The organism is Lentzea sp. NPDC055074 (genome assembly GCF_053608005.1).
Map to the genome: position 1 here is coordinate 195,153 of NZ_JBSGUQ010000014.1, position 19,493 is coordinate 214,645.

The 19,493-nt window shown below is 69.1% G+C and carries 23 protein-coding genes; 11 read left to right on the forward strand and 12 right to left on the reverse strand.

The window, feature by feature from the left end; translation table 11 throughout:
- Window positions 1–116: 116 nt before the first annotated feature.
- The 4 genes from ACWF7A_RS29080 to ACWF7A_RS29095 are packed head-to-tail and all read right to left on the reverse strand — an operon-like array spanning window position 117 to window position 5,368.
- Window positions 117–410 carry a hypothetical protein gene (locus ACWF7A_RS29080; RefSeq protein WP_452253660.1) on the reverse strand — a complete coding sequence of 98 codons (294 nt, stop codon included), beginning with the start codon at window positions 408–410 and terminating at the stop codon, window positions 117–119.
- Between the two features lie 56 nt (window positions 411–466).
- Window positions 467–1,459: a methylmalonyl Co-A mutase-associated GTPase MeaB gene (gene meaB, locus ACWF7A_RS29085; protein WP_452253661.1), complete on the reverse strand. Its 993-nt coding sequence runs from the start codon at window positions 1,457–1,459 to the stop codon at window positions 467–469.
- Entirely contained in the window at window positions 1,452–3,590 is a 2,139-nt protein-coding gene (gene scpA, locus ACWF7A_RS29090; RefSeq protein WP_452253662.1) for a methylmalonyl-CoA mutase, read from the reverse strand. Before scpA ends, meaB begins: the two co-directional genes overlap by 8 nt.
- On the reverse strand, window positions 3,587–5,368 hold the full coding sequence (locus ACWF7A_RS29095) for a methylmalonyl-CoA mutase family protein (protein WP_452253663.1): 1,782 nt from the start codon (window positions 5,366–5,368) through the stop codon (window positions 3,587–3,589). Before ACWF7A_RS29095 ends, scpA begins: the two co-directional genes overlap by 4 nt.
- 164 nt (window positions 5,369–5,532) lie before the next feature.
- Here ACWF7A_RS29095 and ACWF7A_RS29100 point away from each other — a divergent pair, with 164 nt between their 5' ends.
- The 3 genes from ACWF7A_RS29100 to ACWF7A_RS29110 all read left to right on the forward strand — a co-directional run bounded on the left by ACWF7A_RS29100 (window position 5,533) and on the right by ACWF7A_RS29110 (window position 9,659).
- Entirely contained in the window at window positions 5,533–7,170 is a 1,638-nt protein-coding gene (locus tag ACWF7A_RS29100; RefSeq protein WP_452253664.1) for a serine/threonine-protein kinase, read from the forward strand.
- A gap of 99 nt (window positions 7,171–7,269) precedes the next feature.
- Complete coding sequence (locus ACWF7A_RS29105) at window positions 7,270–8,061, forward strand: purine-nucleoside phosphorylase (protein ID WP_452253665.1); 792 nt, start codon at window positions 7,270–7,272, stop codon at window positions 8,059–8,061.
- Window positions 8,058–9,659, forward strand: a complete 1,602-nt coding sequence (locus ACWF7A_RS29110; RefSeq protein ID WP_452253666.1) for a phospho-sugar mutase — start codon at window positions 8,058–8,060, stop codon at window positions 9,657–9,659. The genes ACWF7A_RS29105 and ACWF7A_RS29110 overlap by 4 nt, the downstream gene beginning before the upstream one ends.
- Here ACWF7A_RS29110 and ACWF7A_RS29115 read toward each other — a convergent pair.
- Together ACWF7A_RS29115 and ACWF7A_RS29120 are read right to left on the reverse strand one after the other, a co-directional pair.
- On the reverse strand, window positions 9,652–9,987 hold the full coding sequence (locus ACWF7A_RS29115) for a hypothetical protein (RefSeq protein WP_452253667.1): 336 nt from the start codon (window positions 9,985–9,987) through the stop codon (window positions 9,652–9,654). The two genes, ACWF7A_RS29110 and ACWF7A_RS29115, sit on opposite strands and share 8 nt — an antisense overlap.
- Before the next feature lie 21 nt (window positions 9,988–10,008).
- Window positions 10,009–10,635: a methyltransferase domain-containing protein gene (locus ACWF7A_RS29120; protein WP_452253668.1), complete on the reverse strand. Its 627-nt coding sequence runs from the start codon at window positions 10,633–10,635 to the stop codon at window positions 10,009–10,011.
- Window positions 10,636–10,655: 20 nt separating this feature from the next.
- On the opposite strand from ACWF7A_RS29120, the gene ACWF7A_RS29125 reads away from it, so the two are divergent.
- Both ACWF7A_RS29125 and ACWF7A_RS29130 read left to right on the forward strand, forming a co-directional pair.
- Window positions 10,656–11,123 carry a hypothetical protein gene (locus tag ACWF7A_RS29125; RefSeq protein ID WP_452253669.1) on the forward strand — a complete coding sequence of 156 codons (468 nt, stop codon included), beginning with the start codon at window positions 10,656–10,658 and terminating at the stop codon, window positions 11,121–11,123.
- The gene (locus ACWF7A_RS29130) at window positions 11,123–11,575 is read left to right on the forward strand and encodes a flavodoxin family protein (RefSeq protein ID WP_452253670.1); all 453 of its coding nucleotides are present in this window, start codon (window positions 11,123–11,125) and stop codon (window positions 11,573–11,575) included. Before ACWF7A_RS29125 ends, ACWF7A_RS29130 begins: the two co-directional genes overlap by 1 nt.
- A gap of 71 nt (window positions 11,576–11,646) precedes the next feature.
- Here the strand turns inward: ACWF7A_RS29130 and ACWF7A_RS29135 are convergent, their stop codons facing one another.
- The 4 genes from ACWF7A_RS29135 to ACWF7A_RS29150 are packed head-to-tail and all read right to left on the reverse strand — an operon-like array spanning window position 11,647 to window position 13,646.
- Window positions 11,647–12,561, reverse strand: coding sequence for an aldo/keto reductase (locus ACWF7A_RS29135; RefSeq protein ID WP_452253728.1), 915 nt, complete (start codon window positions 12,559–12,561; stop codon window positions 11,647–11,649).
- Window positions 12,562–12,608: 47 nt separating this feature from the next.
- On the reverse strand, window positions 12,609–12,986 hold the full coding sequence (locus tag ACWF7A_RS29140; protein ID WP_452253671.1) for a MerR family transcriptional regulator: 378 nt from the start codon (window positions 12,984–12,986) through the stop codon (window positions 12,609–12,611).
- A gap of 34 nt (window positions 12,987–13,020) precedes the next feature.
- Window positions 13,021–13,407: a type II toxin-antitoxin system death-on-curing family toxin gene (locus ACWF7A_RS29145; protein ID WP_452253672.1), complete on the reverse strand. Its 387-nt coding sequence runs from the start codon at window positions 13,405–13,407 to the stop codon at window positions 13,021–13,023.
- A gap of 32 nt (window positions 13,408–13,439) precedes the next feature.
- Complete coding sequence (locus ACWF7A_RS29150; protein WP_030478506.1) at window positions 13,440–13,646, reverse strand: ribbon-helix-helix protein, CopG family; 207 nt, start codon at window positions 13,644–13,646, stop codon at window positions 13,440–13,442.
- Window positions 13,647–13,702: 56 nt separating this feature from the next.
- Between ACWF7A_RS29150 and ACWF7A_RS29155 the strand changes: the two genes are divergently transcribed.
- Window positions 13,703–14,302, forward strand: a complete 600-nt coding sequence (locus ACWF7A_RS29155; RefSeq protein ID WP_452253673.1) for a TetR/AcrR family transcriptional regulator — start codon at window positions 13,703–13,705, stop codon at window positions 14,300–14,302.
- 91 nt (window positions 14,303–14,393) lie between these two features.
- Here ACWF7A_RS29155 and ACWF7A_RS29160 read toward each other — a convergent pair whose 3' ends face one another.
- Complete coding sequence (locus ACWF7A_RS29160) at window positions 14,394–15,692, reverse strand: glycoside hydrolase family 18 protein (RefSeq protein WP_452253674.1); 1,299 nt, start codon at window positions 15,690–15,692, stop codon at window positions 14,394–14,396.
- Window positions 15,693–15,787: 95 nt separating this feature from the next.
- On the reverse strand, window positions 15,788–16,411 hold the full coding sequence (gene upp / locus ACWF7A_RS29165; RefSeq protein WP_452253675.1) for a uracil phosphoribosyltransferase: 624 nt from the start codon (window positions 16,409–16,411) through the stop codon (window positions 15,788–15,790).
- On the opposite strand from upp, the gene ACWF7A_RS29170 reads away from it, so the two are divergent.
- From ACWF7A_RS29170 to ACWF7A_RS29190, 5 genes are all read left to right on the forward strand, one after another.
- Window positions 16,410–17,057, forward strand: a complete 648-nt coding sequence (locus tag ACWF7A_RS29170; protein WP_452253676.1) for a maleylpyruvate isomerase N-terminal domain-containing protein — start codon at window positions 16,410–16,412, stop codon at window positions 17,055–17,057. The genes upp and ACWF7A_RS29170 overlap by 2 nt on opposite strands.
- 34 nt (window positions 17,058–17,091) lie before the next feature.
- Window positions 17,092–18,084: a Gfo/Idh/MocA family protein gene (locus tag ACWF7A_RS29175; protein ID WP_452253677.1), complete on the forward strand. Its 993-nt coding sequence runs from the start codon at window positions 17,092–17,094 to the stop codon at window positions 18,082–18,084.
- Window positions 18,085–18,241: 157 nt separating this feature from the next.
- Window positions 18,242–18,439 carry a hypothetical protein gene (locus ACWF7A_RS29180; RefSeq protein ID WP_452253678.1) on the forward strand — a complete coding sequence of 66 codons (198 nt, stop codon included), beginning with the start codon at window positions 18,242–18,244 and terminating at the stop codon, window positions 18,437–18,439.
- Between the two features lie 19 nt (window positions 18,440–18,458).
- On the forward strand, window positions 18,459–19,103 hold the full coding sequence (locus tag ACWF7A_RS29185; protein ID WP_452253679.1) for a DUF1707 SHOCT-like domain-containing protein: 645 nt from the start codon (window positions 18,459–18,461) through the stop codon (window positions 19,101–19,103).
- Window positions 19,103–19,441 carry a hypothetical protein gene (locus ACWF7A_RS29190; protein ID WP_452253680.1) on the forward strand — a complete coding sequence of 113 codons (339 nt, stop codon included), beginning with the start codon at window positions 19,103–19,105 and terminating at the stop codon, window positions 19,439–19,441. Before ACWF7A_RS29185 ends, ACWF7A_RS29190 begins: the two co-directional genes overlap by 1 nt.
- Window positions 19,442–19,493 lie beyond the last annotated feature (52 nt).

Below are 19,493 nucleotides of genomic sequence, written 5' to 3' on the forward strand. Positions count from 1 at the left end.
GAGCGAGTTTCGGTCTGACCGATCAACGATGACGCAAATGGTCGGGAGACACGCTTAACTTTCGCTATCACGTCCCACCATGCGGGACGAACGGTCTCAGCCGGTCGACAGGCGGACTAGCCCTTCTTGGCCGCCCGCTCCTTGCGCCACTTCGCCCACCGCTTCTTGTTGCGGAGGTAGACCAGCGCGAACAGCACCACCGCGATGCCGCCCATCCACAGCTTGCGCTTGGTCTCCTCGCGGACTTCGGGCGACGGCTCCTGCGGCGCGTTCACGTCGGGAGCCGGGTTCACGGTCGTCTGCTGCGCAACCGGCACAGGCGCGTTCTCCGCCTCTTGCGCGGACGCCACACCGGCGATCCCGAGAACGCTCATCAGCGAGAACACGCAGGCCAGCAGCAACCTCGACATGGCCTGAACTGTACCTCGAATACCACGATCGAAGGTCACCCAAACTAGTTAAGCGCCTACCGAGAGTCCGATTGGAACGCCTGCAGGATCTGCTCCGCCGCAAGGGTGGCGGTGAGCTCTCCGAGGCGCACCTTCTCCTCCAGGGAGGGGGCCAGGGAGCGGACCGCCTCGTTCTCGCGCACCTGACGCCACAGTTCGTCGTGGACCATCATCCAGGTCCAGTCGATCTGCTGACGGCGGCGGCGTTCGTCCAGCTCGCCCGCGTCGGTCAGGGTCCGGCGGTGTTCCAGAACGCGGGACCACAGCTCGTCGAGACCGGTTCCGGTGAGACCCGAGCACGTGAGCACCGGCGGGTGCCACAGCGCGTCCGGCGGGCGCAGCAGCTTGAGGGCGCCGGCCAGTTCGCGCGCGGCCTTGCGGGCGTCCAGCTCGTGCTCGCCGTCGGCCTTGTTGACCGCGATGACGTCCGCGAGCTCCAGGATGCCCTTCTTGATGCCCTGCAGCTGGTCGCCGGTGCGCGCGAGAGTGAGGAACAGCGAGCAGTCCGTCATGTTGGCGACGGCCACCTCGGACTGCCCGACGCCGACGGTCTCGACCAGCACCACGTCGAAGCCCGCGGCCTCGACGAGCACGATCGTCTCGCGGGTCGCCTTCGCCACGCCGCCGAGCGTGCCCGAGGTCGGCGAGGGCCGGATGAACGCGTTCTGGTTCACCGACAGCCGTTGCATCCGCGTCTTGTCGCCCAGGATGCTGCCGCCCGTGCGCGTCGAGGACGGGTCGACGGCGAGCACCGCGACCCGGTGGCCCTGCTCGGTCAGCGAGGTGCCGAGGGCGTCGATGAACGTCGACTTGCCCACGCCGGGCACACCGGTGATGCCGACGCGGATGGCGTCCCCCGACTTCGGCAACAGCTCGACCAGCAACTCCTGAGCCTTGGCCCGGTGCTCGGCCCGAGTCGACTCGACGAGCGTGATGGCCTTCGCGAGCACGCCGCGATCGCCGTCGAGGACGCCTTTCGTGTACTCGGCGACGTCGATGACCCTAGCCATGGTGCCCGAGCAGGTCCGCGAGCTTCACCAGCAGGTCCTTGGCCGCGTCCGCGATGACGGTGCCGGGCGGGAAGATCGCCGCCGCGCCGGCCGCGTAGAGCTCGTCGAAGTCCTGTGGTGGGATGACGCCGCCGACGACGATCATGATGTCCTCGCGGCCGAGTTTGGTGAGTTCTTCCTTGAGCGCTGGGACGAGGGTGAGGTGGCCTGCGGCGAGTGAGGAGACGCCGACGATGTGCACGTCGGCTTCGACTGCTTGGCGGGCGACTTCGTCGGGTGTCTGGAAGAGCGGGCCGACGTCGACGTCGAAGCCGAGGTCGGCGAACGCGGTGGCGATGACCTTCTGGCCGCGGTCGTGGCCGTCCTGGCCCATCTTCGCGACGAGGATGCGGGGGCGGCGGCCTTCTTCTTCGGCGAAGGCTTCGACGACCTCGCGGCAGGCGTCCACGTTGGACACTGAGCCGACCTCCTGCCGGTAGACGCCGGAGATGGTGCGGATCTGGGCGCTGTGGCGGCCCCAGACCTTGCCGAGCGACTCGGAGATCTCACCGACGGTGGCCTTGGCCCGCGCCGCGTTGATCGCCAGCTCCAGCAGGTTGCCCTCGCCGCTCGTCGCCGCGTTCGTCAGGGCGTCGAGCGCACCGTCCACCGCGGACTGGTCGCGTTCCTCCCTGAGCCTGCGCAGCTTCTCCAGCTGCTGGGCGCGGACGCCGGCGTTGTCGACCTTGAGCACGTCGATCTGCTCGTCGTTGGCGACGAGGTATTTGTTGACGCCGATGACGGGCTGCCGTCCGGAGTCGATGCGCGCCTGGGTTCGCGCGGCGGCTTCTTCGATGCGGAGTTTTGGGATGCCCTCGTCGATGGCGCGGGCCATGCCACCGGCCTTCTCGACCTCGGTGATGTGTTCCCAGGCCTTGGCGGCGAGTTCGGCGGTGAGGCGTTCGACGTAGGCGCTGCCGCCCCACGGGTCGATCACACGCGTCGTGCCGGACTCCTGCTGCAGCAGCAGCTGCGTGTTGCGGGCGATGCGCGCGGAGAAGTCAGTCGGGAGCGCGAGCGCTTCGTCGAGTGCGTTGGTGTGCAACGACTGCGTGTGCCCTTGCGTCGCCGCCATGGCCTCGACGCACGTGCGCGCGACGTTGTTGAACACGTCCTGCGCCGTGAGAGACCAGCCGGACGTCTGGCAGTGCGTGCGCAGGCTCAGGGACTTCTGCGACTGGGGCTCGAAGTCGTTGACCAGCTTCGCCCACAGCAGGCGCGCGGCCCGCATCTTCGCGATCTCCATGAAGTAGTTCATGCCGATCGCCCAGAAGAAGCTCAGCCGTGGCGCGAACTTGTCGACGTCCAGCCCGGCTTCCTTGCCGGCGCGGATGTACTCGACGCCGTCGGCGAGGGTGTACGCCAGCTCCAGGTCGGCGGTCGCTCCGGCTTCCTGCATGTGGTAGCCGGAGATGGAGATGGAGTTGTACTTGGGCATGTGCTGCGAGGTGTAGGAGAAGATGTCGGAGATGATCCGCATCGACTGCTTGGGCGGGTAGATGTAGGTGTTGCGGACCATGAACTCCTTGAGGATGTCGTTCTGGATGGTCCCCATGAGCTGTTCCGGCTTCACCCCCTGCTCCTCCGCCGCGACCACGAACAGCGCCAGGATCGGCAGCACCGCGCCGTTCATCGTCATCGACACGGACATCTTGTCCAGCGGGATGCCGTCGAACAGGGTGCGCATGTCGTAGATCGAGTCGATCGCCACCCCGGCCATGCCGACGTCCCCCGCGACGCGCGGGTGGTCGGAGTCGTAACCGCGGTGGGTGGCCAGGTCGAACGCCACGCTCAGGCCCTTCTGCCCGGCCGCGAGGTTGCGGCGGTAGAAGGCGTTGGACTCCTCGGCGGTGGAGAAGCCCGCGTACTGACGGACGGTCCACGGCTGGTTGACGTACATCGTCGGGTACGGGCCACGCAGGAACGGCGCCACACCGGGATAGGTCTGCAGGAAGTCGAGACCGTCCACATCGGACGGACCGTAGACCGGCTTGACCGCGATGCCCTCCGGCGTCTCCCACGGCGGCAGGTCGGTCTGGTACTTGGCCTGCGGGGTGGGACCGAGGTCGATGTCCGCGAAGTTGGGGATCATCGCTCCACTCCCAGGAACTCGTAGGTGTCGGTGAGGATCTCCAGCGCGGGACACCCCATGAAGACGAAGCCGTCGACTTCCGCCTCGGACTTCTTGCCCGCGAGGAGTACACGCTCGGCGCCGGCCTGACGCAGCGCCTCGACGGTGGCGACGGCCTGGTCGGCGTAGCTGGTGTCGCTGCCGCAGACGACCGCGACCCGCGCGCCGGACTCCGTGAACTTCCGGGCCACCTCGTCTGCGGACTTGGTCGGGCCCGCGTTGGGGGTGGCGAAGCCGCCGGCGTTGAACAGGTTGGCGGCGAAGGTGGCACGCGCGGTGTGGGCGGCGACCGGACCGAGGGTGGCCAGGAAGACCTGCGGGCGTTCGGGCTGGGCATCGGCCAGATCGCGCAGCTCCTCGAAAGCCTGTGCGTAACGCACCCGCGGCAGCCCGAAACTGTCAGACCCGCCTGAGAAACTTGGGATGGGGGGTGGATCCCCCCAGGGGGCCTGCGAGTCGGAATCGATTCCGGGCGCGAGTTCGGAATCACGAACGGGCTCGGCAGCGGGTGCGGGTTCGCGGACCACCGGCTTCTCGCCGAGGTCCGGGAACTCGCTCACCCCCGTGATCGGGTCACTGCGATCCGCCAGCCGAGCCGACCGCGCAGCCCAGGTGGCGGCGATCCGCGACGCCACCAACTCCCCGGCCTCGGCAATCCCCCCGGCCCGCTCGATCTCCTGGAACCACGCCCACGCCGACACCGCCAGCGAGTCGGTCAACTGCTCCACGTACCAGGACCCGGCGGCCGGATCGATCACCTCACCGAGGTGCGACTCCTCCAGCAACAGGTTCTGCGTGTTGCGCGCGATCCGCCGGGCGAACTCGTCCGGCAGCCCGATGGCCGCGTCGAAGGGCTGCACCGTCACGGAGTCGGCCCCGCCGAGACCGGCGGCCAAGGTCGCGATCGTCGTCCGCAGCATGTTCACCCACGGGTCGCGGCGGGTCATCATCGCCGATGACGTCACCGCGTGCTGCACCTGCACCGCGTCGACACCGGACACCTCCGCCACCCGCGCCCACAACCGGCGGGCCGCACGCAGCTTCGCGATCGTCATGAACTGGTCGGCCGTCGCGGCGTAGCGGAACTCCAGCTGCGCAAAGGCATCCGCGGCAGGCAGCCCCGCGTCCGTCAAAGCGCGCAGGTACGAGACCGCCAGCGCGAGAGAGGCGCCCAGCTCCTCGGAGTCGGAGCCGCCGGCGTCGTGGAACGGCAGCGCGTCCACCACGACGGTCCGCAGCCCCGGGAAAGCCGAACGGGCCTGCTTGATGACGTCCAAGGACTCGCCGAACGGCGTCAGCGCCAGGTTGCCGCGCACCTCGGACGCCAGCACCGGCGCCTGGTCGTAGATCTTCAACATCGCGCGCGCCGCGTCCACCGAACCGTCGAGCACGATCGGTGCGAGGTCGAGGTAGACGCCCTCCAGCAACTGTTCGAGCGACGCGGCCGGCACGGCGAGCCACAGCGAGGTGACGCCGCCTTCCAGGTCGTTCATCAGGGCGACCGGGTCGGGAACGGCGTGGCGCTGACGGACGTCCCAGCCCTGCTTCACCGGGGCGAGCGCGTACGGCTCGAGGGCGTCGTCGAGGGTGTAGAGCGGCTGCAGCTCGATGCCGTCGTACGTCTTCGTGACCAGCGAGTCGAAGCTCGCCCCTGTCTTGCGGAGGACGGCGTCGACCAGCTCACGCCACTGTTCCCTCGACGCCGAGGGGAACTCGTTCGGGCGGAATTCGGCGGTCAATGCCAACTCCATCATGCGTTGCAGTGTTACCGACCGGTACCGACTCGGCTATGTGAGGTTCACCGCCGTTAACGATGCAGTCGAGGTCCGACGCGGAGAGTCTCCCCGATCGCGACCGGCGGGACCAAAGAATCGAACCCCAGTCTGTCAGGAAGAATGGAAACGTGGAGAACGTTGGCCAGGACCGCTTGATCGCGGCTCGGTACCGGCTGCTGCACCTGCTGGGTCAGGGCTCGATGGGCACGGTCTGGGCCGCGCACGACGAGGTGCTCCGCCGGCAGGTCGCGGTGAAGGGGATCCTGCGGCCCCCCGGCATGCCCGACGCCGAGGCCGAGCAGCTGAGGGAACGGACCATGCGCGAGGCGCGTGCCGTCGCCGCGCTCTCCCACCCGAACCTGGTGACGCTCTACGACGTCGTGCAGCACGAAGGCGACCCGTACGTCGTGATGGAGATCGTGCCGTCGCGCAGCCTCGGCGAGGTGCTGCAGGAGCAGGGCTGCCTCACCGAGAAGCAGGGCGCGGCGGTGCTGGACGCGATCGCGGCGGCGCTGGCGTCGGCGCACCGGGCCGGCATCACGCACCGGGACGTGAAACCCGGCAACGTGCTCATCGCGGACGACGGCCGCGTGAAGCTCACCGACTTCGGCATCGCGCGCAACGTCGCCGAGGCCACCATGACCGCGCGCGGCATCACGCTCGGCACGCCCGCCTACATCGCTCCCGAGGTGGCGCAGGGCGGGGACGTGTCGGCGGCCGCGGACAGGTGGTCGCTCGGCGCGACGATGTGGGCCGCGATGGCCGGCGAACCGCCGTACGTGGGCAAGAACGTCATGCAGACGATCAACGCGGTGATCAACGGCGACGTCCCCGTGCCCGCGGGCGCCGGGCGGCTCGCGCCGGTGATCAGCGGGTTGATGCGCAAGGAGCCGACCGAGCGGCTGTCGCTCGTCGACGTGCGCAAGCAGGTCTACCAACTGCTGCCCGAGCCCGGCACGGACGCGTTCGAGATCCGCGAGTCGGTGCCGCCGCCGCTCGTCGTGCGACCCAAGCCGAAGATCCAGCCGGACGCGCCGCTGGCCGACGACCCGGGCCCGCTGCCGTTCCTCGTGACGAAGCCGGCGGCGGCCCCAACCCGGCGAGGCCGGGTGGCCTCGGTGCTGGTGGTGGTCGCGGCCGTGCTGCTGTTCGTCGTGGGGTCGGGCGGCGGGTTCGCGCTGACCAGGTACGCCGCGGGAGCGTCGCTGCTGCCGCCGACCGAGCAGACGCTGCCGACCCTGCCGACGCTGCCCACCTCGCCGACGTTGCAGCCGCGCACCGCGTCGGCCGTGCTGGCGAACGGCGACCAGGGCGGCAAGTTCACGCTGCACGTCGAGCAGAGCTGGTCGACCTACGCCGAGCAACGCGCCGGTGACCTGCGGCTGCCCGCCTCGGCGGTGGTGCACTTCGTGTCCGGCAGCGGCGCGTACGAGGCGACGGTGCAGCGGTTCCCCGAGTACTACCCGAAGCGCGACATCAAGCTGTACACCGCGGGCGTGCAGGGGCGCTGGCCCGGCAGGTTCTTCGGTGGCGAGATGGTGCCGACGCCGGACCTGGCGGGACCGCGCAACGAGGCCAGCGTCCAGTTCATCTACCGCACGGTCGAGGGTGACGAGTCCACGGCGCTGAGGAGGTCGCACTTCTCTCGCGTGCTGCCCTACGGCAACGACCTGTGGGTGGTGGAAGTGGTCGTCCCCACAGAGCAGGAGGACGAGGCACGCGCTCGCCTCTTCGACGCGATCGCCTCGACGTTCGCCCCGGTGTGAGCCGTGTCCTGAGGGTCCGTCCGCGACAGCCGCGCCCGACAGGGTTTCTGACGTGACTCTCATCGAACAGACCCTCAGGACACGGCTTAAGCTCTCGCGGTGACTCCAGAAGAGCTGGCCGGCAAGGCCGCGGAAGAGATCCAGAGCCGCACCGGCAACGAGAAGCACGACATCGCCATCGTGCTCGGCTCCGGCTGGCGACCCGCCGCCGACGTGATCGGCGAGCCGGTCACCGAGATTCCGGTAGGCGAGCTGACGGGCTTCGAGGCGCCGACCGCGCTCGGCCACGGCGGCACCATCCGTTCCGTCGAGGTCGGCGGCAAGAAGGTCCTCGTCGTCCTCGGCCGCACCCACGGCTACGAGGGCAAGGGCGTCCAGAAGGTCGTGCACGGCGTGCGCACCGTCGCCGCCGCGGGCGTGTCCACGGTCGTGCTGACCAACGCGGCCGGCGGCCTGCGGCAGGGCATGTCCGTCGGCCAGCCGGTGCTGATCTCCGACCACCTCAACCTGACCGCGGTGTCGCCGCTGGTCGGCGCGCGGTTCGTGGACCTCACGGACCTGTACTCACCGCGGCTGCGCAAGGTCGCGCAGGAGATCGACTCCTCGCTGGAGGAGGGCGTGTACGCGGGTCTGCCGGGGCCGCACTTCGAGACGCCCGCCGAGATCCGGATGCTGCGCACGATGGGCGCGGACCTGGTCGGCATGTCGACGGTGCACGAGGCGATCGCCGCGCGGGCCGAGGGCGTCGAGGTGTTCGGGCTGTCGCTCGTCACGAACCTCGCGGCGGGCATCACCGGTGAGCCGCTGAACCACCAGGAGGTGCTGGAGGCCGGTGCCGCCGCCGCCCAGCGCATGGGCACGCTGCTGCGCGAGCTGGTGGACCGCGCATGAGCCTGACGCCGGCACTGCGTGACGCGACGTTCCGGTGGATCGCCGACGACCCGTCCGACGCCACGCGCGCCGAGCTGCAGGGCGTGCTGGCGCGGGCGATGGGCGGCGACGCCGCGGCGGTGGAGGACCTCCAGGACCGCATGGCCGGTCCGCTGACGTTCGGCACCGCCGGGCTGCGCGGGCCGGTGCGGGCGGGCACGAACGGCATGAACGTCGCCACGGTGGTCCGCGCGACCGCCGGGCTGGCGGCGTGGCTCGGCTCCCCCGGCCTGGTGTTCGTCGGGCGCGACGCGCGGCACGGCTCGGAGGACTTCGCCACCGCGGCGGCCGAGGTGATGGCGGCCGCGGGCTTCGACGTGCGGGTGCTGCCCGGGCCGTTGCCGACGCCGGTGCTGGCGTACCTCGTGCGCGCACATGGTGCTGTGGCGGGGATCCAGATCACCGCGTCGCACAACCCGCCCGCGGACAACGGTTACAAGCTCTACCTGACCGGTGGTTCGCAGATCGTGCCGCCCTCGGACGGCGAGATCGAGCAAGCGATCGAGGCCGTTCCGGCCGCGGTGTCGGTGCCTCGCAACGTCACCTACACCACGGTGTCCGACGCCGAGGTGGACGCCTACCTGGAGCAGGTGGCGTCGCTGCCGCGCGGGAACTCGCGGGAGCTGAAGATCGCGCTGACGCCGATGCACGGCGTGGGCGGCGCGTTCGCCGTGGAAGCGTTGCGGCGCGCGGGTTTCACCGACGTGCACGTGGTGCGGTCGCAGGCGGTGCCTGACCCGGACTTCCCGACCGTGGTGTTCCCGAACCCGGAGGAGCCCGGCGCGTCCGACGAGCTGCTTTCCCTTGCGGCGTCGGTGAACGCGGACCTGGCCATCGCACTGGACCCGGACGCCGACCGGTGCGCGCTCGGCGTCAAGGACGGCGACACGTGGCGGATGCTGCGCGGCGACGAGACGGGTGTGCTGCTCGGCTCGCTCGTGCTGTCGACCACGGAGTCCACGGATCCGTTGGTGGCGACGACGATCGTCTCGTCGTCGCTGCTGAAGTCGATCGCGGCCGCGCACGGCGCCCGCTACGCCGAGACCCTCACGGGCTTCAAGTGGCTGGCGCGCGCGGGCGAGGGCCTGGTGTTCGCCTACGAGGAGGCGCTCGGCAACTGCGTCGACCCGGAGCACGTGGCGGACAAGGACGGCATCTCGGCCGCCGTCGTCGCCGCTGACCTGGCCGCGGGCTTGAAGGCGTCCGGACGCACGCTGCTGGACGCGCTGGACCAGCTCGCGGCGGACCACGGCCTGCACCTGACGGACCAGGTCTCCTTGCGGTACACCGATCTCAGCCTGATCGGCGCCACGATGGCCCGCCTGCGCGCCGAGCCGCCCTCGGAGTTCGCCTCCGAGGACCTGATGCCCGGCGCGGACGTGCTGCGCTGGACGGCGGACGGGGTGCGCGTGATCGTGCGCCCGTCCGGCACCGAACCGAAGCTCAAGGCGTACCTGGAGGTCGTCGAGCCGGTCACGGACGGACTGGAGTCCGCCCGTGCGTCAGGGAGGGCCCGGCTGGCTGAACTGCGGGAACGGGTGACCGCGCTCGTCAGCTAGACAGAGCGATCGCCAGGCACAGCGCGGCGACGACAAAACCCCCGCCGGCCACGAAGTAGGCCCTTCTGGTCGGCGGGGCCACCGCGTTGCGGCGACCCTCGGTGACCGCCGCGACGGCGATCCGGCCGAAGATGTACGCGATCGTGCAGAGCCCCACACCGAGTCCGAGCAGCATCGTGTTGACGTCCCACGGGCTGTGGTCGAACCCCGGCCACAAGGACGCGAACAGGGGGCCGAACCCGATCATGCCGATGCCGACGGCAAGGCCGAAACCCCAGGTGATGCGGCGCTGACGAGGACTGGTGTGCATTAGGGCGGTGGTCTTCATGGTCCCTCCTGTGTACACCCTTCAGGACGCGCTTCCGGCTGCGGGGTTCCGTTTGCTCATCAACAGGAACGCCTGCGGCCCGCCTTCGTCCACACCTCTCTGACGTTGCAGCCGTGCCACTTCGTTGAACCCGGCTTCGGTCGCGTTGGTCACGACCTCGTCGATGTCGTGCCAGTGGACGTGAAGGTCGACGTCGTGGCCGTACGCGTGGGTGAGGGCCTTCTTCTGGTCACCCAGTTTGAACGCGTGCAGCAGGTGTCCGCCAGGCCGGAGGACCCGGTGGAACTCCCGCCACGGGACTTCGGCGGCGGTCATGTGGACCGTGGAGTACCAGACGACGGCGCCGCCGAGGCTCTCGTCCTCCAGGTCCAGCCTCGTCATGTCGCCCTGGGTGAACGTGAGGTGCGGGTACAGCTTTCTCGCCTGGTCGAGCATGCCGTCGGAGAGGTCGACGCCCGAGGCGTCGAGGCCCAGTTCGTGCAGGTGCTGGGTGATGCGGCCAGTGCCGCAGCCGATGTCCGCGACCGGGCCCTCGGCGAGCTCCGCGAACGCCCGCATGAACGCGGCGTCGAGCGGGCGGCCGTCGTGCGCGTCCGGGATGAGCCGGGCGTAGCTGGCGGCGACGATGTCGTAGGAGGCGCGGGTCATGGTCATCTATGTTGCCGCTCATGGACTACACGCGGCGTGATCTGGCGCAGGCGGTGCTCGACGCACACCCGGACAGCAAGCGCGGGCTGAACATGTTCTACGGCAAGTTCAGCGACGACATGAAGAAGCATCAGGTCCAGCTGCGCGACGGCCTGCTGAAGGCGTTCGGCGTCGACCTGGGGACCAACATGGCGATGAAGATGATGCTGAACGCCACGGTGGAGTCGAACGCGGCCATCACCGGCCCGATGAGCCGCTTCGGCGAGGCCGGCCTGCTCATCAAGCGGCTGGAGGGCAGCGGCGTCCTCGACAAGGTCGACGAGATCTACGCGCTGAACAAGATGTCGGCCAAGGCGCACCTGGACATCGTCGAGGAGGTGCTCGGTCTCGTGGACTCGTCGGTCCAGAGCGTGACCACGCAGGACCTGAGGGCTGTCGGCGTGGACGACACCCCGCCGGACTGGAACGACTACGAGATGGACTACTGATGGCGCGGCTGCTGCTCGTCCACCACACGCCGTCGCCCGCCCTCCAGGCGATGTTCGAGGCCGTGGTCGCGGGCGCCTCCACCCCCGAGATCGAGGGCGTCGAACTCGTGCGCCGGGCCGCGTTGTCCACAACCGCTGTGGATGTCCTGGAAGCCGACGGCTACCTGCTGGGAACGCCCGCGAACCTCGGTTACATGAGCGGTGCGCTGAAGCACTTCTTCGACACCGTCTACTACCCGTGTCTCGATTCCACGCGTGGGCGGTCGTTCGGGCTTTACGTGCACGGCAACAATGACACGACCGGGGCGGTGCGCAGCGTGGAGACCGCCACTACCGGGTTGGGCTGGGAGAAGGCGTCCCAGCACGTGGTCGTCACCGGCGAACCGGCGAAGGCCGATCTGCAGGCGTGCTGGGAGCTCGGGGCCACCGTCGCAGCCCAGTTGTCCACATGAGTCCCAGAGTTGTCCACAGCCTGTTGTCCCCAACCTGTGGACAACTCTGGGGATAGATTCGAACGTATGTTCTATCGCCCGATCGAGCTCATGTCGGGGTACCGGTCACCGGCCACGGCCGACGCGGGCACCGCGGCCTCGATCGCCGCGAGGTCGGCCTCCGACAGCTCCAGCGAGGCCGCCGCGACGTTCTCCTCCAGGTACTTGATCCGCTTGGTGCCCGGGATCGGCACGACGTCGGACCCGCGGTGCTGCACCCACGCCAGCGCCAGCTGACCCGCGGTGACGCCGCGGGCCTCGGCCAGGGCGCGCAGCTCGGCGACCATCTTCAGGTTCGCGTCGAGGTTGTCCCCGGAGAACCGCGGGTTCACGGCCCGGAAGTCGCCCTTGCCGAAGTCTGCGGACGACGCGAAGCGGCCGGTCAGGACGCCGCGGCCCAACGGCGAGTACGGCACGAGGCCGATGCCCAGCTCACGGGCGGTCGGCACGATCTCGGTCTCGATGTCGCGCGACCACAGCGACCACTCGCTCTGCAGCGCCGTGATCGGGTGCACGGCGTGCGCGCGGCGCAGGGTCTCCGCGCCCGCCTCGGACAGGCCGAGGTGGCGCACCTTGCCCTCGGTGACCAGCTCGGCCATCGCGCCGACCGTCTCCTCGATGGGCGTGTCCGCCGGCACCCGGTGCAGGTAGTACAGGTCGATCACGTCGGTGCCGAGCCTCTTCAGCGACCCCTCGACCGAGGACCGCACGTACTCGCGGTCGCCGCGGATGGAACGGCCTCCGCCCTCGCGCACGATGCCGAACTTCGTGGCCAGCACGACGTCGGAACGGCGGCCGGCGATCGCGCGGCCGACCAGCTCCTCGTTCACGTGCGGCCCGTACATGTCCGCGGTGTCGAGCAGCGTGACGCCGAGCTCCAGGGCGCGGTGGATCACCGCGACCGACTCCGCCTCGTCGCCTTCGCCGTAGAACTCCGACATCCCCATGCAGCCGAGGCCCTGCGGCCCGACCTGCAACGATCCCAATGAACGGCTCACGCCGTCGCCTCCAAGTCCCGCTCGACCACCGCGTAGTGATCGATCTTGTAGTCGAGCACTTCCAGGGACGTCTGCAGCTCCGCGATGCGGGCGCGGACGTCGTTGCGGTGCTCGACGAGGATCTGCTTGCGGCGCCCTGCGGTCAGGTCGCCGCGGTGTCGCAGCTGCGCGAACTCGCGCATCATGCGGATCGGCATGCCGGTCGTGCGCAGGCGCGTCACGAAGCCCAGCCAGCCGAGATCTTCCTCCGAGTAGCTGCGGCGGCCGCCCGAGTCGCGTGCGGGCGGGTCGACGAGCCCGATTCGTTCGTAGTAGCGCAAGGTGTCGATGGACAACCCACTGCGCTGCGCGGCTTGGGCTATCGAGTAACTCACGGACTCGACGCTAAGACCTGGAGTGCACTCTAGGTCAAGCGGAATCCTTCGAGATTCCCCACGCTTCGAGATGGCCTGCCATCTCCGGCAGGTCGATCTTGTCGCGGCCGAGGGAGCGCACGAGGTCCAGCGCGTCGTCCTCGGCGGCGTCGATCCAGTAGCCGTTGATGTCGCACATCGTGACGGCGGCGACCCAGGCCAGCCGCCAGTTGCCCTCGACCAGAGGGCGGGTTCGGACGATCGAGTCGAGCAGGGCGGAGGACTTCAGCCACAGCGTGTCGTAGGCCTCCACGCCGAGCACGGTGGCCCGGGGACGGTAGGCCGCCGTGTCCAGCAGGCCGATGTCCCTGACGAGGAGATCACCACCGGTCACGGCTGTGGCCAGCACTAAGAGGTCCCCGGCGTCGAGGTAGGAGATCACGGCACCCAGTTGATCACAGAGGTCTGACAGTTTCAGGAAGAACCGAGCCTATCCAAAAGACCTCGGTACTTGGGCAGGACTCGCCCAAGTACCTCGCCGAGCTTCTCCTCCTGCTGCATGCGCTGGTAACGGTCCGCAATCGCCAGCCGCACGACCTCCTGCTTGGAGCGCCCCTCGGACTGCGCCAGTTCAGCGAGCCGCAGGTTCTCCTCCTCGGTCAACCGCAAGGTCATCGCCATGCCGGTGACGGTATCAACCTGATACCACTGCGGCCAGCGGCCGTTAGGATTGCGTGATGCCCAGGCCCAAGACCCACGACGACGCTCTGCGACGACGTCTGCTCGAGCGAGCGGGCGAGCTGCTGAGCACCGAGGGCCCGGCCGCGGTCAGCCTGCGCAAGATCGCCACCGACGTCAACACCTCGACGACGGCGGTCTATTCCCTCTTCGGCGGAAAACCAGCGCTGCTCGAGGCGCTCTACGACGAGGCGTTCACGCAGTTCGGCACGAGCCTCGCGGCGGTCCCGGTCACCGGCGACCCGGCGGAGGACCTCCTGAAGATCGGGCTCGCGTACCGGCGCAGCGCGCTGCGGGACCCGCAGTTCTACTCGGTGCTCTACTCGAAGGTCGTCGAACCGACGAAGGAGATGAGCCGCGCGGCGGGCAGGACGTTCGCGCCGGTGATCAACGCGGTGCGGCGCGCGGTGGAGCAGGGCGTGTACGTCGACGAGGACCCCGAGCAGATCGCGATGTCGATGTGGGGCGTCGCGCACGGCCTGGTGAGCCTGGAGCTCAACGGGAACCTGCCGCCCGGCGTCGACGCGGAGGCCACCTACGAACTGGCGTTGCGCGCGCACGGCAGGGGCTGGCGAACGGAGCCCGGGAAAACTCTGTGAGCACCACGGAATCCGGGGAGGCGGCCGCCGCGAAACCTCCCCGGACCCGCTGAACTGTCCGATTAGGACAGTCCGTCTCGGTGGTGCGGCCTTACTTCAGGGCCCCGTCGAGCGCCTTGATCAGTTCGCCGTCGGCGGTGTCGCCGTCGAGCGACCAGATCATCGCGCCGCCGAGCCTGCGGTCGTTGATGTAGCGGGCCTTGCGCTTCATCTCGGTCGCGTCGTCGTAGGTCCACCAGGTCTTGCCGTCGTAGATCCACGCGAAGCCGGCCTTCTCGTCGCGGTAGATCTTGTACGCGTTGCCGGGCTCGGAGAGCTTCGCCTTGATGCGGTGGAAGTCCTCGTAGCCGGCCTCGTACTTGGCGGGCGCCGGCACACCGGTGCCGAACAGGCCGTTGCGCGTGCCGGCGGCGACGCCGTCCCAGCCGCGGCCGTAGAACGGAACGCCGAGCACGGCCTTGGACCTCGGGGCACCGCGCGAGAGCCACGCGTTGACCGTCACCTCGCTGCTGAACTCGAACTCCGACGGGTCGCCCTTGGGCACCCGCAGCGCGGACTGCTGGTTCGCCGGGGCGTCCCAGGCACCGTGGTAGTCGTAGCCCTGCAACGTGCCGAAGGTGAGGTAGCAGAACACCTTCGAGACCTCGAAGCCCCGGTCGATCTGCCTGGGGTCGGCCGGCAGGAACGCGGTCAGGTCGCGGTTCCAGCCCATCTGCTTGCGGTACTCGGCGAGCAGCTTGGTGAAGTTCTGCTTGTCCTCGGGGCGCACGACGTTCGGCGGGGTCGGGTTGCCCTCGCTCGACGGCCACTCCCAGTCGAGGTCGACGCCGTCGAAGACGCCCTTGGCGGCACCCTCGGGCAGGCCGGGCAGGTTGCCCTTGATCCACATGTCGGTGCACGACTTGACGTGCGCGGCACGCGACTCCGCGGTCAGCGCGGCGTTCGAGAAGTAGCGCGAGCCCGTCCAGCCACCCAGCGAGATGTTGATCTTCAACTTGGGGTACTTGGCCTTGAGCTGCTTGAGCTGGTTCAGGTTGCCCGCGAGCACCTGGCCGGCCTCGTCGGCCTTGCCGCTCACGGACTGCTCCGCGGTGTGCGGCATCTGCCAGTCGGCCCACGGGTCGGCGCTGACGCACTTGCCGGCCTCGTCGAGGAAACCGAAGGCGTAGTTCAGGTGCGTGAGCCGCGCGGCGGCCCCGCTGTCCACGAGGTTCTTGACCCGGAAGTTCCGGTCGTACACGCCCCACTGGATGAAGTACCCGACGGTGCGGGTCTTCGAGTAACCGTGGTGCCCGTTGGTCTCGACGTCGGCATTCGCGGGCGCAGAGGCCAGCGACGCTGACAGGGCGCCGACCGCGAGCGCGGCGACACCCCATCTCCGTCTGGACATGTGACTCCTCATTCGGATCGCGGCAGCGGCGATGTGGTCCAGAGCACGTTAGCCCGGAGGTCTAGACCACTGCTACGTCCGATCGGAGGTATGTCCTAAACCGCCCCGTACAGCCTGTCACCGGCATCGCCCAGGCCGGGCACGATGAAGCCGGAGTCGTTGAGGCGCTCGTCGACCGACGCCGTGATGAGACGGCACGGGAGCTTCGAGTCCTCGAGGTGGTTGATCCCCTCGGGCGCCGCGAGCACGCAGATCGCCGTCACGTCCGTCGCGCCGCGCTGGGTCAGCAGCCGGATCGTGTACGCCATCGACCCGCCCGTGGCGAGCATCGGGTCGAGCACGAACACCGGGCGTCCGGCGAGGTTCTCCGGCAGCGACTCCATGTACGGCGTCGGCTGCAACGTCTCCTCGTCGCGCGCCAGGCCCACGAACCCCATCTGGGCGTCCGGGATCAGCTTGTGCGCCTGGTCCGCCATGCCCAGACCGGCCCGCAGCACGGGCACGAGCAACGGCGGGTTTGCGAGCTTGTAGCCGGTGGTACGAGCTACCGGGGTGTGCGTGCGGTCCTCCTTCAGCGGCGCCTCGCGCATCGCCTCGTAGACCAGCATCACGGTCAGTTCCTGCAGCGCGGCACGGAATGCGGCATTGTCCGTGCGCGCGTCACGCATCGTTGTGAGTCTCGCCTTGGCGAGTGGATGATCGACGACCAGGACGTCCATGCTCGACACCGTAACCCGCTGGGAGGAGCAAGGGGTGTTCGAAGAGATCTACCGCGAGGCACGTCAGCGCATCGTCGGCCTGACCATGGGCCTGAGCGCCGAGGAGCTCGCACGAACCGTGCCCGCCTGTCCTGAGTGGACCGTGCATCAGGTGGTCGCGCACCTGTCCGGCGAGGCCTCCGATCTGGTCAGCGGCCGCATGGAGGGCGCGCCGTCGGACGAGTGGACGGCCCGGCACGTCGCCGAGCGCGCGGACGTGCCCGTGGAGGACCTGCTGGAGCAGTGGAACGTCTTCGGCGACAAGATCGCCGAGATGCCGCGCATCCCGTTCCAGCTGGCGCTGGACGCCATCACGCACGAGGCCGACCTGCGTGCCGCGCTCGGCCGCGAACGCCTGCCGGACACCGCGTGGCAGCCGACGCTGGTGTGGATGGCGCCGCGCAGGCTGACCGACGTGACGGTGAAGACCGAGTTCGGCGACCTCGGCGACGGCCCGATCACGGTCGAGGTCGAGGGCTACGAACTGTGGCGCGCGTTCTTCGGCAGGCGCTCGCGGAGGCAGATGGAGTCGTGGAACTGGTCCGGCCCCGCGCCGATCGAGAAGATCCCGTTCTTCCCGGCGCGCGAGACCGACCTGATGGAGTAAACACCGTTAACCAACGAGGTGTAGGGTCGGCCGCGTGACAGACCACGTGCGCATCGGAGTGCTAGGCGCGGCCACCATCGCGCCGACCGCGGTCATCCGCCCGGCCCGTTCCTCGACGGTCGCCGAGGTGGTCGCGGTCGCCGCCCGGTCAGCCGACCGCGCCCAGGCCTTCGCCGACAAGCACGGCATCGCGCGGGTGCACGGGTCGTACGAGGAACTGCTGGCCGACCCGGCGGTCGACGCCGTCTACAACCCGTTGCCCAACGGCTTGCACGGCAAGTGGACGCTCGCCGCGCTCGAAGCCGGCAAGCACGTGCTGTGCGAGAAGCCGTTCACCGCGAACGCCGCGGAAGCGGCCGAGGTCGCCAAGGCGGCGGAGGCCTCCGGCCTGGTGATGATGGAGGCGTTCCACTACCGCTACCACCCGCTGGCCGTGCGCGTCGCCGAGATCATGGGCTCCGGCGTGCTCGGCCCGCTGCGGCACGTCGAGGCCACCGTCGCGTTCCCGTTGCCGCGGTTTTCCGACATCCGGTACGACTACTCGCTCGCGGGCGGAGCGATGATGGACGCGGGCTGCTACGCCGTGCACATGACACGGCTGCTGGGCGGCGAGGAGCCCGAGGTGAAGTCGGCCAAAGCGTTGCTGCGCGGGCCTTCCATCGACCGCGCGATGCGTGCGGCGTTGCGCTTCCCCTCCGGCCACACGGGTTCCGTGCACGCCTCGCTGTGGTCGTCGACGGTGCTCAAGCTGTCGATGAAGGCGATCGGCGAGAACGGCACGCTGAAGGTCCTCAACCCGCTCGGCCCGCAGGTCGCCCACCGGTTGTCGTTGCGGCTCAAGGACAAGAAGTCGGTCGAGACCTTCGGCAAGCGCCCGACCTACGCCTACCAGCTCGACGCGTTCACCGACGCCGTGCTGCACGGCAAGCCGTTCCCGACCACGGCGGACGACGCGGTGCGCACCATGACGGTGATCGACTCGATCTACCGCGCGGCCGGACTGCCGCTGCGCCAGCCGACTCCGTGACGTTGGTCAGGTCGGCGCAACGAGCGGATCCCGGCGGTCACGAACCCATTCCGATGACCACCTGATCAGGGGGCCGCACAACCCGATCCGGGCGTCAAGAATCGACGAAGCGACTCCGAAAAGTCTCGTAACCAGTTGAGACGCGGAGGTGCGAACGGTGACGATCGAACAGAAGCCCGTCCAGCAGTGGTGTGAATCCCCCCTGGTCATCCTGGGTGTCTCGGGGTCACTCGCCGTGTTGATCAGCGTGCTGCCGCTGATGTGGGGCTACAACCCGGCCCTCGCGGCAGCCCTCGCGGCACTCCTGGCGGTGGCCTTCGCGATCACCGTCAAGTTCGCACCGAACCGCAGGTGAGCGTTCTAGACTCGATCGGGTGAGCGACGAGCTGGTACCCGCCGACCAGAGTCATATGCGCGCCTCGGACGCGGACCGGGAACGGATCGCGCAGGTGCTGCACCAGGCAACCGCCGAGGGCCGCCTGGACATCCACGAGCTGGACGAGAGGCTCGTGGCGGTCTACGCCGCGAAGACGTACGGCGAGCTCGTCCCCATCACCGCGGACCTGGTCCTGAGCGGCCTGCCGCAGACCCCCGCCGTGCCGCAGTACCAGCCCGCGGTGACGAACCGCATCGGCGGCGAGCCGGGCAGCGCGGTGTCGGTGGCCTTCTGGTCCGGCGTGAACCGCAAGGGCGGCTGGGTCGTCCCGCGCATGCACAACGCCGTCGCGATCATGGGCGGCATCGAGATCGACCTGACCCACGCGAACTTCGCCGAGCGCGAGGTGACGATCAGCTGCTTCGCGTTCTGGGGCGGCGTGGAGATCCGGGTGCCCGACGACATCAACGTGAAGGTCGACGGGTTCGGGTTCATGGGCGCCTTCGAGGAACAGCTCGCGAGCCGCCGGCACATCCCGGGCGCGCCGACCGTGCGGATCACCGGTCTCGCGATCATGGGTGCCGTGGAGGTGAAGGGGCCCAAGAAAAAGAAGAAGGGCATCCTGCGCGAGCTGCTCGACTGATGAAGGTCGCCGACCTCGTCGAGCTCGCGGGGTTCGCCGGGGTGACCGTGTGGCTGAAGATGGACGGGGAGCGCGCCACGCACCGGTGGACCGTGCTTCTCTCCTGCCCCGACGCGGACTTCCACCACCGGCGCGACGTCAACCGCTTCGACCAGGTGCTCAAGATCGTGCGGGACGAACTGACGGCGTTGCCGGGTGACTGGTCGTGGCTGGAAGACGAGATCGAGGATCTCGACGAGTTCGCCGAGCACTACGAGCAGCTCGGCCGCGAGGGCGCGATCATCGTCGTCGACAGCACTGGCGAACGAACCCTCAGAGCAGCCTCACCTACGCCCTGATCAGCGCAAACGTCCTCACTTAGGACGGGCGTCCCATTCCGCTTAGACTCCC

Bases quoted from the DNA above. Each gene is read 5' to 3' on its own strand.
- ACWF7A_RS29115 (WP_452253667.1), bottom strand. From the start codon at position 9,987: ATGAAGACCACCGCCCTAATGCACACCAGTCCTCGTCAGCGCCGCATC.
- ACWF7A_RS29130 (WP_452253670.1), top strand. From the start codon at position 11,123: ATGGCGCGGCTGCTGCTCGTCCACCACACGCCGTCGCCCGCCCTCCAG.
- ACWF7A_RS29135 (WP_452253728.1), bottom strand. From the start codon at position 12,561: ATGGGGATGTCGGAGTTCTACGGCGAAGGCGACGAGGCGGAGTCGGTC.
- ACWF7A_RS29160 (WP_452253674.1), bottom strand. From the start codon at position 15,692: ATGTCCAGACGGAGATGGGGTGTCGCCGCGCTCGCGGTCGGCGCCCTG.
- ACWF7A_RS29150 (WP_030478506.1), bottom strand. From the start codon at position 13,646: ATGGCGATGACCTTGCGGTTGACCGAGGAGGAGAACCTGCGGCTCGCT.
- scpA (WP_452253662.1), bottom strand. From the start codon at position 3,590: ATGATCCCCAACTTCGCGGACATCGACCTCGGTCCCACCCCGCAGGCC.
- ACWF7A_RS29170 (WP_452253676.1), top strand. From the start codon at position 16,410: ATGCTCGACACCGTAACCCGCTGGGAGGAGCAAGGGGTGTTCGAAGAG.
- upp (WP_452253675.1), bottom strand. From the start codon at position 16,411: ATGGACGTCCTGGTCGTCGATCATCCACTCGCCAAGGCGAGACTCACA.
- ACWF7A_RS29080 (WP_452253660.1), bottom strand. From the start codon at position 410: ATGTCGAGGTTGCTGCTGGCCTGCGTGTTCTCGCTGATGAGCGTTCTC.
- ACWF7A_RS29190 (WP_452253680.1), top strand. From the start codon at position 19,103: ATGAAGGTCGCCGACCTCGTCGAGCTCGCGGGGTTCGCCGGGGTGACC.
- meaB (WP_452253661.1), bottom strand. From the start codon at position 1,459: ATGGCTAGGGTCATCGACGTCGCCGAGTACACGAAAGGCGTCCTCGAC.
- ACWF7A_RS29155 (WP_452253673.1), top strand. From the start codon at position 13,703: ATGCCCAGGCCCAAGACCCACGACGACGCTCTGCGACGACGTCTGCTC.
- ACWF7A_RS29110 (WP_452253666.1), top strand. From the start codon at position 8,058: ATGAGCCTGACGCCGGCACTGCGTGACGCGACGTTCCGGTGGATCGCC.
- ACWF7A_RS29125 (WP_452253669.1), top strand. From the start codon at position 10,656: ATGGACTACACGCGGCGTGATCTGGCGCAGGCGGTGCTCGACGCACAC.
- ACWF7A_RS29120 (WP_452253668.1), bottom strand. From the start codon at position 10,635: ATGACCCGCGCCTCCTACGACATCGTCGCCGCCAGCTACGCCCGGCTC.